This is a genomic window from Streptomyces sp. NPDC086549 (genome assembly GCF_044746205.1).
Taxonomy (GTDB): Bacteria; Actinomycetota; Actinomycetes; order Streptomycetales; family Streptomycetaceae; genus Streptomyces.
In genome coordinates this window covers 84,701-97,275 of the sequence record NZ_JBIVBS010000006.1, presented here as the reverse complement: position 1 = coordinate 97,275, position 12,575 = coordinate 84,701, and the positions used below count along the sequence as shown (strand labels likewise).

The following is a 12,575-nucleotide window of genomic DNA, read 5'->3' as shown; positions in this document are numbered from 1 at the left end:
ACCATTGCGGTGCTGGGGGCGATCACGTAGGTTGTGCCGACCTTCTACTGACTGGTAACACCGGGCAGGTACTCCATGCGCTGGCCCGTCGGCCGTCACACCACCGTCCGCACGCGGATCGTGGCGCTCGCGCTCGCTCCGGTCGTCGCCCTGATGGCACTGTGGAGCTTCGCCATGGTGTCGGTGACCGGCGAGCTGCGTGCGCTGATCCGGCTCCAGGCGGTGTACGAGGACTTCGGCACCCCCGTCGACACGGCCGTCGGGCAGATCCAGATCGAACGGCGGCTGTCGGCGGCCTATCTCGGCGCGGCCCACGACACGTCCGCCGCCGGGAACCTGCTGGCCCAGCAGCGCCGCACCGACCGCGCCGTGAGCGCCATGCGCGACGCGATCCAGGGCAGCGACCGGAGCCGGCTCAGCGACCGGCAGCGGACGACGCTCGACGCGATGCTGAAGGCGACCGACGGGCTTGACGAGCTGCGGGAGCGGGTGCTGTCCCGCAAGATCACCTGGGACCGGGCCGTCACCGAGTACAGCGCGGTCGTGGAACCCGGCTTCGACGTCGAGTCCGCGCTCACCGCCCTGCAGGCCGGGCAGCTCGCCCGGGAGGCGCAGGTCGTCGTCGAGCTCGTACGGGTACGGGAGTACGTCTCCCGCGAGGACGCCCTGGTCGCCGGGGCCCGCGCCGCCGGGACGCTGACCGACCGGCAGTACGACACCCTGACGGCGACGATCGAGGACCGGCGGGTCTTCGAGCGGACGTACGTGCCGGACCTGCCGTCCGACTCGCGTGCGCCGTTCGAGGAGTTTCAACGCGGCGACCTGCACCGCTCGCTGGTACGGGGCGAGGACGCGCTGCTGCGTGCGGGCCCGGCGCGGGCCGGCGAGGCCGTCGCGGCGGGCACCTGGCGGACCAGCACCGACCGCCTCGTGAAGCGCTACATGCAGCTGTGCACCCGCGCGGCGGAGAACTCGGGCGCGCGCGGGCGGGCGTTCGCCTACCAGGAGCTGACCAAGGCGGCGGTCGTCGGGGTGGCCGGACTGGCCGCCGTGGGACTGTCGCTGTGGTTCGCGGTGCGCGGCGCCCGGCGTATCTCACGCCGCCTGGAGACCCTGCGGGACGCCGCCGACCTGCTGACCACCCGGCAACTGCCCGACGTGATGCGGCGGCTGAGCGCCGGCGAGGACGTGGACGCGGTCACCGAGGCGCCGCCGCTGGCCGCCGACGAGGTACGGCCCGACGAGATCGGCCAGGTCGGCCGGTCCTTCAACACCGCGCGCCTGGCCGCCGTGGAGGCGGCCGTCAAGCAGGCCACCCTGCGCCGTGGGCTGTTCGCGGTGCTCCTCAACATCGCCCGCCGCAACCAGGCGCTGGTCCATCGCCAGCTGAAGCTCGTCGACACGCTGGAGCGGCGCACCGAGGATCCGGAGATCCTGCGTCAGCTCTTCCGCATCGACCATCTGACCACCCGTATGCGCCGCCACGCGGAGAGCCTGATCATCCTGTCGGGCGCGGCACCCGGGCGCAGGTGGCGGCGGCCGGTGCCGGTCGCGGACGTGGTGTCCTCCGCGGTGGGTGAGATCGAGGACTACACGCGCGTCGTCGTTCCGCCGATGCCCGAGGTCGGCGTCACCGCGGACGCCGTGGCCGACGTGGCGCACCTGATCGCCGAGCTCCTGGAGAACGCCGCGGTGTTCTCGCCGCCGCACACGCAGGTCACCCTGCGGACCGGGCGGGTTTCGGGCGGCTTCGTCCTTGAGATCGACGACCGGGGCCTCGGCCTCGACCCCGACCAGCTCGCCGACGCCCACCGCACCCTCACCGACCCGGACGGCTTCGACCCGACCCGCCACGACCGGCTGGGCCTGTACGTGGTCGGACGCCTCGCCGCACGCCACGGCATCCAGGTCACCCTGCGGGACTCGCCGTACAGCGGTACGACGGCCGTGGTGCTGCTGCCGTCGGCGGTCCTGGCGGACGTGGAACCGGAAAGCCGGGACACCGAGCCGGAGACACGGGCCGCCCCACCCCGGGCACTCCCGTCGAGATCCGGCACAGCTCTCCTCACGCGCGAGGAACGCCCACGGACGAAGGGCCGCGCGACCGAGGACGGCCGGGCGACGGGCCCGACGGCCGAGGGTGCCCGGGAGGTGGGCTCGGCGGCGGAGGGTTCCCGGGCGCTGGGCTCGGCGGCCGATGGCGGCGGGGTGACGGACCTGGCGGCCGGCGGTCACCCGGAGACGGGCACGACGGCTGAGCGTGGCCGGGCGACGGGCCTGGTGGTGGCCGACGGCCGGGCGGAGGGCTCGGTGTCCGACGGCGACGAGGTGACGGACCCGGCGGCCGGCGACGGTCGGATGGCGCACCCGGTGGCCGAGGCCGACCGTGCGAGTGACTCGGTGGCGGGCAGCGGACCCGCGCAGTCTCTGGTGGCGGGTGGCGGTGGGGTGACGGGCGTCGTCGTCGGGGGTCACTCGGCGGAGGACTCGGTGGCCGAGGCCGACCGTGCGAGTGACTCGGTGGCGGGCAGCGGACCCGCGCAGTCGCGGGTGGCGGGTGGCGGTGGGGCGACGGGCCTGGTCGTCTGGGGCCATCCGGCGGAGCGCTCGGTGGCCGAGGGCGGTCGGGTCGACGGCTTGGGTGCGGGCGGTCGGCCGGAGCCGCGTGTGATGGCTGAGGGCGGTCACGCGATGGACGCGGTGGCGGACAGCGGTCGGGCGGAGCCCCCGGCGGATGGCGGCGTGGCCGGGCGCGGGACGGATCCGGAGGCTCCCGCCCTGCCCACTCGCGTTCGTCAGGCCTCGCTGGCCGCCCCGCTGCGTGCCGAGCCGCCGCCCCGTGACGCCACCCCGGAGCGAGAAGTCGACGCCGAGGAGATGCGGGCTGTCTTCGGCGCCTTCCAGCGCGGCCTCGAACGCGGCCGCAAGGGCCTGCCCGCGACCACTGACGCCGACGAAGGGACCGACACCGACGATGCACGGTGACGACCAGACCCCCGAGCCCCCCGAGCCCTCCCCGGCCGCCGGAGCCCCCGGTACCGGCCTCGGCTGGCTGCTCGACGACCTCGTGGCCAGGACCGACCACGTCCGCCAGGCCGTCCTCCTCACCGCGGACGGCCTCCCGCTGAGCTGCTCGGAGGGCATGCGCAAGCGGGACATCGAGCACCTCGCCGCCGTCTGTTCCGGCTTCCACAGCCTGGCCCGCTCCGCGGGGGAGCGGTTCGAGGCGGGTGAGGTACGGCAGACGATGGTGATGCTCGACGACGCCTACCTCTTCATCACCCCGGCCGGCGACGGCAGCCGCCTGGCCGTGCTCAGCGAGGTGCAGACCGACGTCGGACAGCTGGCCCACGAGATGGCCCTGCTCGTCCGCCGCCTCGGCCGCCACCTGGACGCCGCCGCACGCTCGGCCAACTGATCCGGCTGTGACCGACGACCACTGGTACGAGGACGAGACCGGGGCGATGGTGCGCCCCTACACCGTCACCCGGGGCCGCACCCGGCCCTCCGACCGGCACACCATCGACCTGATGTCGCAGGTCACCGCTCTGGAGGCGGACGCGGCGCAGCCGGGCGTCGACCATGCGCGTGCCACCCTGCTCGACCTGGTGCGCCGCGGCCCGCGCCCGGTCGTCGAGCTCGCCGCGGACGCCGACCTGCCCCTGACCGTCGTACGCGTGCTGCTCGGCGACCTGGCCGAGGCGGGGCTGGTGCGCATCGACGAGCCGCGCCGTCTCGTGGCCACCGGCCCCACGGCCGACCCGGAACTGCTCAGGGAGATCGTCGAGCGGCTGCGCGAGCTCTAGGGGCCTGTCCGGTGAACTGGCCACAGCACCGGATGACGGTCGTTTCCGCAGGTCAAGTCGGTGGGCTGGGTCTCGCGGTCCGGGATCCGGCCGGATCCGCGCCCGAGGGCGCGCAACGAATCGCCGCCGGATCCAAGGTGCACGCAACGAACCGCTCACCCGCGCGCAACGGCTCCTTCTTGTCCGGCCGAGCCCGCCGAACGTACCTTCTATCTGGCCCCCCAAACCCCTCCGTACCGGTGAGGATCACGCATGCGCACCGCCCTGCTCCAGAGCTCCGGCCGCCCCGGCTCGACCGTCGAGAACCTCAGGGTCCTCGACGAGGCCGCGGGCCGCGCCGCCGCCGCGGGCGCAGCGCTGCTCACCGCGCCGGAGATGTTCCTCACCGGGTACGCGATCGGCGACGACATCGGCCGCCTGGCCGAGCCCGCCGACGGCGACTCCGCCGACGCGATCGCCGAGATGGCCACCCGGCACGGCCTCGCGATCGCCTACGGCTACCCGGAGCGGGACGGCGAGACCGTCTACAACTCGGCCCAGCTGATCTCCGCCGACGGCACCCGGCTCGCGAACTACCGCAAGACCCACCTCTTCGGGTGCTCCGAGCGCGACCACTTCACCCCGGGCGAGCAGTCGCTCGTCCAGGCCCGGCTGGGCGGCCTGACCGTCGGCATCATGATCTGCTACGACGTCGAGTTCCCGGAGAACGCGCGCGCCCACGCCCTGGCCGGCACCGACCTGCTCGTCGTGCCGACGGCGAACATGCACCCGTTCCAGTTCGTCGCCGAGTCCATGGTGCCGGTGCGGGCCTGGGAGAACCAGATGTACGTCGCGTACGTCAACAGGGTCGGCCCGGAGGGCGAGTTCGAGTTCTTCGGACTCTCCGCCCTGGCCGGCCCCGACGGCATCGCCCGCACCCGGGCCGGCCGCGGTGAGGAGCTCGTCCTCGCCGACGTCGACCCCGCCTTCCTGGCCGCCTCCCGCGAGGCGAACCCGTATCTGAAGGACCGCCGTCCCGGCCTCTACGGGTCCCTCGTCTGAACCCCCCTCGTCGAGAGCCTCCCCCCGAGTTCCCCCGCGCAAGGAGTCAGTACCCCATGACGTCCACGGTGCCCACCGCCGTCCAGCACGCCGACGAGCAGCAGCCGCCGATCACCATGTTCGGCCCTGACTTCCCGTACGCGTACGACGACTTCCTCGCCCACCCGGCGGGCCTCGGCCAGATTCCCGCGACCGAGCACGGCACCGAGGTCGCGGTCATCGGCGGCGGCCTGTCCGGCATCGTGGCCGCCTACGAGCTCATGAAGATGGGCCTCAAGCCCATCGTCTACGAGGCCGACCAGCTCGGCGGCCGACTGCGGACGGTGGGCTTCGACGGGTGCGACCCGTCGCTGACCGCCGAGATGGGCGCGATGCGCTTCCCGCCGTCCTCCACGGCGCTCCAGCACTACATCGACCTGGTCGGCCTGGAGACCGAGGCCTTCCCCAACCCCCTTGCGGAGGCGACGCCTTCGACCGTCGTCGACCTCAAGGGCGAGTCCCACTACGCCGAGACGATCGACGACCTGCCGCAGGTCTACCGTGACGTCGCCGCGGCCTGGAACAAGTGCCTCGACGAGGGCGCCGACTTCTCCGACATGAACCGCGCCATGCGCGAGCGCGACGTGCCGCGCATCCGCGAGATCTGGGCGAAGCTCGTCGAGAAGCTCGACAACCAGACCTTCTACGGCTTCCTCTGCGACTCCGAGTCCTTCAAGTCCTTCCGGCACCGCGAGATCTTCGGCCAGGTCGGCTTCGGTACGGGTGGCTGGGACACCGACTTCCCCAACTCCATCCTGGAGATCCTCCGGGTCGTCTACACCGAGGCCGACGACCACCACCGCGGCATCGTCGGCGGCTCCCAGCAGCTGCCGGTGCGCCTGTGGGAGCGCGAGCCGGAGAAGATCGTGCACTGGACCTACGGGACCTCCCTGAAGTCCCTGCACGAGAACGGCGAACCCCGCCCGGCCGTGACCCGGCTGCACCGCACCGCGGGCAACCAGATCACCGTGACGGACGCGAACGGCGACATCCGCACCTTCAAGGCGGCCGTCTTCACCGCCCAGTCCTGGATGCTGCTGTCGAAGATCGCCTGCGACGACTCGCTCTTCCCGATCGACCACTGGACGGCCATCGAGCGGACCCACTACATGGAGTCCAGCAAGCTGTTCGTGCCCGTGGACCGGCCGTTCTGGCTGGACAAGGACGAGCAGACCGGCCGGGACGTCATGTCGATGACGCTCACCGACCGCATGACCCGCGGCACCTACCTGCTCGACGAGGGCCCGGACAAGCCCGCCGTCATCTGCCTCTCCTACACCTGGTGCGACGACAGCCTGAAGTGGCTGCCGCTGTCCGCGAACGAGCGGATGGAGGTCATGCTGAAGTCGCTCGGCGAGATCTACCCGAAGGTCGACATCAGGAAGCACATCATCGGCAACCCGGTGACCGTCTCCTGGGAGAACGAGCCCTACTTCATGGGCGCGTTCAAGGCCAACCTGCCCGGCCACTACCGCTACCAGCGCCGCCTGTTCACGCACTTCATGCAGGACCGGCTGCCCGAGGACAAGCGGGGCATCTTCCTCGCCGGCGACGACATCTCCTGGACGGCCGGCTGGGCCGAGGGTGCCGTCCAGACCGCGCTGAACGCGGTCTGGGGTGTCATGCACCACCTCGGCGGGGCGACCGACGCGACCAACCCGGGTCCGGGTGACGTCTACGACGAGATCGCGCCGGTCGAACTCCCCGAGGACTAGGACCTGTCCCGGGGCCTGCCCTGCGAACCAGCCCCGGACCGGCCCTAGACCGTCACCGGCATTGGCCCTAGACCCCGGCGGCCCGTGCCTTCTCGTAGACCTCCGTGGCGACGTCCTTGAGCTCCTGGGCGTCGCGCGGGGTGGTCTGCAGGTCGACCAGGATCTCCTCCAGGCCGACCCCGGCGTGCGCGACCAGGTCCTCCACGATCTGGTCGGCGTCGCCCTGGAAGGGCCGGCGGTCGGAGCCGTCGTAGGGCTTGGCCGAGTACATGGCGTTCACCCGCAGGACCGTCTGGATCGGCTCCTTGCGGCCTCGCTCGGCCGCCAGGTCCTGCAGCTCCTGCCACTGCGCGGCGATCTGCTCGACGCCCATGCCCACGGGCAGCCAGCCGTCGGCGTGGTCGACGAGCCGGGTCAGCGCCTTCTTGTTGCTCGCCGCCAGCATGATGGGGATCGGCCGGGCGGGCTTGGGCCCGACCACGGCCGAGTCGATCTTGGTGAGACGGCCGTCGTGGCGCACGGGGTCGGGGCCCCACACCGCGCGGCAGACCTCGATGATCTCGTCGAGCACCTTGCCGCGCTCCGCGATCGGCCGGATGCCCGCGGCCGCGTACTCGTCCAGCGACCAGCCGGTGCCGAAGCCGGCGATCACCCGGCCACCGCTCGCCGCGTCCAGCGTGGCAAGGGACTTGGCCAGCTGGAACGGCTGGTGCAGTGGCGCGACCAGCACGCTGGAGCCCAGCCGGACCCGCTCCGTGGCCGCGGCGGCCAGGGTGAGCGTGACCAGCGGCTCGGCCACGCTCCGGTACGCGTCGGGCCAGGCCAGGCCCTCGATGCCGTACAGGCCTTGGCTCGCGGGCTCCGGGAACAGGGCCCGCTCGTACACCCACAGGCTCTCGTATCCGATCTGTTCGGCGGCGCGTGCCACGTCGGGCACATCCTTGCCGATGTCGTACTGCCGATTCTGCGGAAGGCTGAGTCCGAGCCTGGTCGCCATGTGCCGAGTGCTCCTTCGCGATCGGTTGCCGCTTCAACCTACAGCGATCGCTAAGCAGTTCCTGTGAGGCAGGACGGAGTTGGCCGGATCGGATCGCTTCAGGCGTTTCAGCCGCTTCAGTCGATTCAGTCGGGGAGTGGGGTCAGCAGCATGCGCCCCGCGAAGCCCACGGCCGTGTCCAGGCGCTCGGTGAACTCCTCGGCGACGTCCTCGAACCGGCGCAGTGCCCACAGGGCCCGCGCCGCCGTCCAGGTGGCGTCCCGGGCGCGCTCCAGGCTCCAGGAGCCGAGGAGATGGGTGAGCGGGTCGGTGATCTGGAGCAGGTCGGGGCCGGGCATCAGATCCTCGCGGATGCGCTCCTCCAGCGACACGAGTAGGTCGCCCACGCGGTCGAACTCGTCCTCCAGGTCGGCGGGTTCGCAGCCGAGCGTACGACAGGCGTCCACGACGGCGAGCGCCAGGTCGTGGCCGACGTGCGCGTTGATGCCCGCGAGCGCGAACTGCAGGGGACGTACGCCGGGGTGGCGGCGGAACTGGAACAGCGGCCGCCAGCAGGCCGGCGGACGGCGGTCGTCCGCCACCGCGTCCACCGCGGCCAGATAGCGTTCCGCGAACCGTACGTCCAGCGCCGTCGCCGCCCGCGGGTCCGTGAACTGTCCGGCGTCCAGGCGCCGTTCGACCTCCTCGGTGACGGCCAGGTAGACGCGGTTGAAGACCGCGACCCCGTCCCGCTCGGGCAGGGCCGAGTCCAGGGCGCGCATACGGGCGACGACGGTGCCGACAGGAGTCGTGAAGTGTTCCAACTGCGCCATGGGGGAAGGGTCCCAGCCCTAGGCTGACGGGCGTGCCGACGGCTCCGACGCTTCCCCGGAACGGGGGAACGATCCCGTCGAGCGGGCAACGACGGGGGAGGGGGAGAGCCGCAACGTGTCAGGCTTACGTGCCCGGCGACTGGCCGCGCGCAGGGCCGAACGCAGGCGCGCCGCCCGCCGCGGCGCGATGGTCGCGGTCGCCTCGGTCGTGGTCGTCATCGGCACCGTGACCGGGACGATGTCGGCGCTCGACGACGGGCGCGGCTCCGGCCAGGCCCGGCCCGGGATCATGCGCACGCCGGGCAGGGCGCCGCTGCCGGCGGTACCGTCGCCGACCGTGACGAGCACACCGGCCGTCTCCCCATCGGTGAAGAGGGGGGCGACGAGCCCGAGACCGTCGAGGCCGTCCCCCGCCCACACCGAGCCGATGAGGCGGACCGGCACCGCACCCGCCCGGCTCTACCGCAACCCCGGTTCCCAGGTGCTCGACTGGGTCCAGGCCCATCCCGACGACCCCCGCACCGCCGTCATCGGGTCCCGGATCGCCGACCAGCCGGCCGCGGTCTGGTTCGCCGACTACACCCCGGAGACCATCGCCTCGCGGGTGCGCGCGGTCACCTACGGGGCGGCCACGCAGGGCCGGGTGCCGGTGCTCGTGCCGTACGCGATCCCCGGCCGCGACTGCGGCGGGGCCTCCCAGGGAGGCGCGCCCGATCTCGCCGCGTACGACGCCTGGATCGACGCCTTCGCCCAGGGGCTGGGCTCCGGGGAGGTCATCGTCGTCCTGGAGCCGGACTCGATCGCCCAGTCCGACTGCCTCCCGGCCGGCGACCGCGCCGACCGGCTCGCCTCGCTGGCCCGCGCGGGCCGGGTCCTGAAGGCCGCGAACCCCAGGGCGCGGGTCTACTACGACGCGGGGCACTCCGGCTGGAACCCGACCGCCCGGCAGGCGGCCCTGCTGAAGCGGGCCGGCGCCGCGTCGGCCGCCTCCTCCGACGGGATCTTCAGCAACGTCTCCAACTTCCACACCACGGCCGACGAGATCGCCTACGACAGGCAGGTCCTGGACGCGCTCGGCGGCCCCGCCCGACTCGGCGCGGTGATCGACACCAGCCGCAACGGCAACGGCGCACCGGCCGACGGCGAGTGGTGCGACCCGGCGGGCCGCCGGATCGGCCGCACACCCACCCTGGACACGGGCGAGGCGCGGATCGACGCCTATCTGTGGGTGAAGCTGCCGGGGGAGTCGGACGGCTGCAAGGGGGCGGCCGGCACGTTCACCCCGTCGTACGCCTACGAACTGGCGCGCTGAGGGCGGGCCAGGGGGCCTACGAGCCGGCGCGGCCGGTCTCCTCGTCGTACGACGACGTGCCCTCGTCCAGCAGTGGCTCCTGTGGCTTGAGGTGGGCCGGCGCGAAGGCGCCCAGGGTGTGGTAGCCGGTGATGACGACCAGCGTGCCGAGGGCGATGCCGCTCAGCGAGAAGGTGTCCGTGAACTTCATCGTCACGTTGCCGACGCCGATGATGATGCCCGCGGCGGCCGGCACGAGGTTGAGCGGATTGCGCAGGTCCACCCGGGCGTTGGTCCAGATCTGCGCGCCCAGCAGGCCGATCATGCCGTACAGGATGACGGTGATGCCGCCGAGGACACCGCCCGGGATCGCGGCGACGACCGCGCCGAACTTGGGGCAGAGGCCGAAGAGCAGCGCGAAGCCGGCGGCGGCCCAGTACGCGGCCGTCGAGTAGACGCGGGTCGCGGCCATCACGCCGATGTTCTCGGAGTACGTGGTGTTGGGCGGACCGCCCACCGCGGTGGACAGCATCGACGCCGCGCCGTCGGCCGAGATCGCCGTGCCGAGCTTGTCGTCCAGCCGCTCGCCGGTCATCTCGCCGACCGCCTTGACGTGTCCGGCGTTCTCGGCGACCAGGGCGATCACGACGGGGAGCGCGACGAGGACCGCCGACCACTGGAAGGACGGTCCGTGGAAGGAGGGCAGCCCGATCCAGTCGGCCCTGCCGACACCGGAGAGGTCGAGTCGCCAGTGGTCGGTGACCTTGCCGCTCGCGTCCGCCGAGTGGATCTTCCCGAGCACCCGGTCGGAGGCCCAGGAGAGCCCGTACCCGAAGAGCAGGCCCAGGAAGATCGCGATGCGTGACCAGAAACCACGCAGACAGACGACGGCCAGTCCGGTGAACAGCATGACCAGCAGGGCCGTCCACTGGTCCTGCGGCCAGTACGTGGAGGCGGTCACCGGGGCGAGGTTGAAGCCGATCAGCATGACGACCGCGCCGGTGACGATCGGCGGCATCGTCGCATGGATGATCCGGGCCCCGAACCGCCGTACGGCGAGCCCGACCAGGAACAGTGCGACGCCGACCACGAACACCGCGCCGGTCACCGTCGCGCTCGTGCCGCCCTGTGCCCGGATCACCGCGGCCACGCCCACGAAGGAGAGTGAGCAGCCCAGGTAGCTGGGGATATGGCCACGCGTCGCGAGCAGGAAGATCACGGTCGCGACGCCCGACATCATGATCGCCAGATTCGGGTCCAGACCCATCAGTACCGGGGCGACGAAGGACGCACCGAACATGGCGACCACATGCTGGGCGCCGAGTCCCACCGTGCGGGGCCAGGTGAGCCGTTCGTCGGGGCGTACCACCGCTCCGGGCGCGGGCGTGCGCCCGTCGCCGTGCAGCTTCCAGCGCACGCCGAGGTTCATGGTGAGGCTTCGCTTTCTCTGTACCGAAGATGGTACGGACCATTGTCAGGCGTATCCGGCGGTTCTACGCTCGCACGGTCCTACTCATGAACTGCGTTCACATCTATGATCGGAGTGTCTGGTGAGTGGAAGATCCCGTGCGGCTGTGCTGCTGGCCGTGATGGTGGCGTTCGCGGCCGTGCTCGTCCCCGCGGCGCACGCGGCACCGAAGGCTCCCCGGACGGCTGTCCTCGACGGGACCCGTCTCCAGCGGACGAAGGCCCGACTGGACCGCGGAGACCCCCGACTGCGCCGCGCGCTCCAGGACTTGACCGGTCGCGCCGACGCCTGGCTGGACCAGGGCCCCTGGACGGTCGTCGACAAGCCGAGACCTGCCCCCGGCGGCGACGTCCACGACTACCTGAGCCAGGCCCCCTACTGGTGGCCGACGCAGGCCCCGACGGCCGACAACCCCTGGGGCTGCCCGTACGTCCAGCGTGACGGGCAGCGCAATCCCGAGGTCGACAGCGGCACCGACCGCCAGGACGTGGAGCGGGTCTTCGACTCGACGTACGACCTTTCGCTCGCCTGGTACTACACGGGGAAGGCGCAGTACGCCCGGAAGGCCGGGCAGATCCTGCGCACCTGGTTCCTCGACCCGGCCACGCGCATGAACCCGAACCTGAACCACGCGCAGTTCATCCCGTGCAAGTACGACGGCCGGGCCATCGGCATCATCGACTTCTCGCAGTCGTACACCGGCGTCCTCGACGCGCTCGCCATCCTCGCCACCGGTGCCCCTGGCTGGACGGCCGCGGACCGCTCCGGAATGGCGCGGTGGAACTCCGGCTTCCTCGGCTGGCTGAAGGAGAGCGACTTCGGCCGGCAGGAGGGCGCGGCCGGCAACAACCACGGCACCTTCTGCGACATGCAGCTCGCCGCCCTCGCCTACGCGACCGGCGACGAGGACCTCGCCCGGCGCGCGGTACTCGACGCACGCGCGAAGCGGATCGACCCGCAGATCGCCGCCGACGGCAGTCAGCCGCAGGAGCTCGCGCGGACGCGCAGCTGGCACTACTCGGCCTTCGACCTCGTCGCCTACACGCGCCTCGCGGCCATCGGCCGGCACGTCGGCGTGAACCTGTGGACCTATCTGGGGCCGGACGGGCAGGGCCTGTTCAAGGCCGTGGACTATCTGCTGCCCGCGGCCACCGGGGCCGCCGCCTGGTCGCATCCCGAGCTGGAGTTCCACCGGTACGCGGCGAGCGACGTCGTCCACGCGGCCGCCGACGCGGGCGACGCGGCGGCGATGAAGGCCGTCGCCGGGCTGGAGGCGCCGCCCGGCGGGGACCTCTGGGCGCTGCGGCCCGCCGCCGAGCAGCTGGACTCGATAGCGGGCTGACCACGGCTGACTCGGGGGCTTCCCGGCCGGGGCTCCTGAGCGCTCGCTTAGGATAGGGGTGCCC

The 12,575-nt window shown here is 72.3% G+C and carries 10 protein-coding genes; 7 read left to right on the top strand and 3 right to left on the bottom strand.

The window, feature by feature from the left end:
• Positions 1-75: 75 nt before the first annotated feature.
• The 5 genes from ACIPSA_RS20670 to ACIPSA_RS20650 all read left to right on the top strand — a co-directional run bounded on the left by ACIPSA_RS20670 (position 76) and on the right by ACIPSA_RS20650 (position 6,601).
• A complete protein-coding gene (locus ACIPSA_RS20670; protein ID WP_402636939.1) occupies positions 76-2,985 on the top strand; it encodes a nitrate- and nitrite sensing domain-containing protein in 2,910 nt (969 codons plus the stop codon).
• Positions 2,975-3,418, top strand: a complete 444-nt coding sequence (locus ACIPSA_RS20665) for a roadblock/LC7 domain-containing protein (RefSeq protein ID WP_402636936.1) — start codon at positions 2,975-2,977, stop codon at positions 3,416-3,418. The genes ACIPSA_RS20670 and ACIPSA_RS20665 overlap by 11 nt, the downstream gene beginning before the upstream one ends.
• A gap of 7 nt (positions 3,419-3,425) precedes the next feature.
• Positions 3,426-3,806, top strand: coding sequence for a DUF742 domain-containing protein (locus ACIPSA_RS20660; RefSeq protein WP_402636934.1), 381 nt, complete (start codon positions 3,426-3,428; stop codon positions 3,804-3,806).
• Between the two features lie 252 nt (positions 3,807-4,058).
• A complete protein-coding gene (locus ACIPSA_RS20655) occupies positions 4,059-4,847 on the top strand; it encodes a carbon-nitrogen hydrolase family protein (protein WP_402636931.1) in 789 nt (262 codons plus the stop codon).
• Positions 4,848-4,903: 56 nt separating this feature from the next.
• A complete protein-coding gene (locus tag ACIPSA_RS20650; protein WP_402636928.1) occupies positions 4,904-6,601 on the top strand; it encodes a flavin monoamine oxidase family protein in 1,698 nt (565 codons plus the stop codon).
• 67 nt (positions 6,602-6,668) lie between these two features.
• Here ACIPSA_RS20650 and ACIPSA_RS20645 read toward each other — a convergent pair whose 3' ends face one another.
• Positions 6,669-7,598, bottom strand: coding sequence for an LLM class F420-dependent oxidoreductase (locus tag ACIPSA_RS20645; RefSeq protein WP_402636925.1), 930 nt, complete (start codon positions 7,596-7,598; stop codon positions 6,669-6,671).
• 125 nt (positions 7,599-7,723) lie between these two features.
• The gene (locus ACIPSA_RS20640) at positions 7,724-8,410 is read right to left on the bottom strand and encodes a DUF5995 family protein (RefSeq protein ID WP_402636922.1); all 687 of its coding nucleotides are present in this window, start codon (positions 8,408-8,410) and stop codon (positions 7,724-7,726) included.
• A gap of 187 nt (positions 8,411-8,597) precedes the next feature.
• Here ACIPSA_RS20640 and ACIPSA_RS20635 point away from each other — a divergent pair, with 187 nt between their 5' ends.
• Complete coding sequence (locus ACIPSA_RS20635) at positions 8,598-9,722, top strand: glycoside hydrolase family 6 protein (RefSeq protein WP_402637714.1); 1,125 nt, start codon at positions 8,598-8,600, stop codon at positions 9,720-9,722.
• Positions 9,723-9,738: 16 nt separating this feature from the next.
• On the opposite strand, the gene ACIPSA_RS20630 is transcribed toward ACIPSA_RS20635, so the two are convergent.
• Positions 9,739-11,130 (bottom strand): uracil-xanthine permease family protein, encoded by a 1,392-nt coding sequence (locus tag ACIPSA_RS20630; protein WP_402636920.1) that lies wholly within the window; start codon positions 11,128-11,130, stop codon positions 9,739-9,741.
• 121 nt (positions 11,131-11,251) lie between these two features.
• Between ACIPSA_RS20630 and ACIPSA_RS20625 the strand changes: the two genes are divergently transcribed.
• A complete protein-coding gene (locus ACIPSA_RS20625; RefSeq protein WP_402636918.1) occupies positions 11,252-12,511 on the top strand; it encodes an alginate lyase family protein in 1,260 nt (419 codons plus the stop codon).
• The last annotated feature ends 64 nt before the right edge of the window (positions 12,512-12,575 follow it).

Bases quoted from the DNA above. Each gene is read 5' to 3' on its own strand.
- ACIPSA_RS20670 (WP_402636939.1), top strand. From the start codon at position 76: ATGCGCTGGCCCGTCGGCCGTCACACCACCGTCCGCACGCGGATCGTG.
- ACIPSA_RS20665 (WP_402636936.1), top strand. From the start codon at position 2,975: ATGCACGGTGACGACCAGACCCCCGAGCCCCCCGAGCCCTCCCCGGCC.
- ACIPSA_RS20655 (WP_402636931.1), top strand. From the start codon at position 4,059: ATGCGCACCGCCCTGCTCCAGAGCTCCGGCCGCCCCGGCTCGACCGTC.
- ACIPSA_RS20650 (WP_402636928.1), top strand. From the start codon at position 4,904: ATGACGTCCACGGTGCCCACCGCCGTCCAGCACGCCGACGAGCAGCAG.
- ACIPSA_RS20645 (WP_402636925.1), bottom strand. From the start codon at position 7,598: ATGGCGACCAGGCTCGGACTCAGCCTTCCGCAGAATCGGCAGTACGAC.
- ACIPSA_RS20640 (WP_402636922.1), bottom strand. From the start codon at position 8,410: ATGGCGCAGTTGGAACACTTCACGACTCCTGTCGGCACCGTCGTCGCC.
- ACIPSA_RS20635 (WP_402637714.1), top strand. From the start codon at position 8,598: ATGGTCGCGGTCGCCTCGGTCGTGGTCGTCATCGGCACCGTGACCGGG.
- ACIPSA_RS20630 (WP_402636920.1), bottom strand. From the start codon at position 11,130: ATGAACCTCGGCGTGCGCTGGAAGCTGCACGGCGACGGGCGCACGCCC.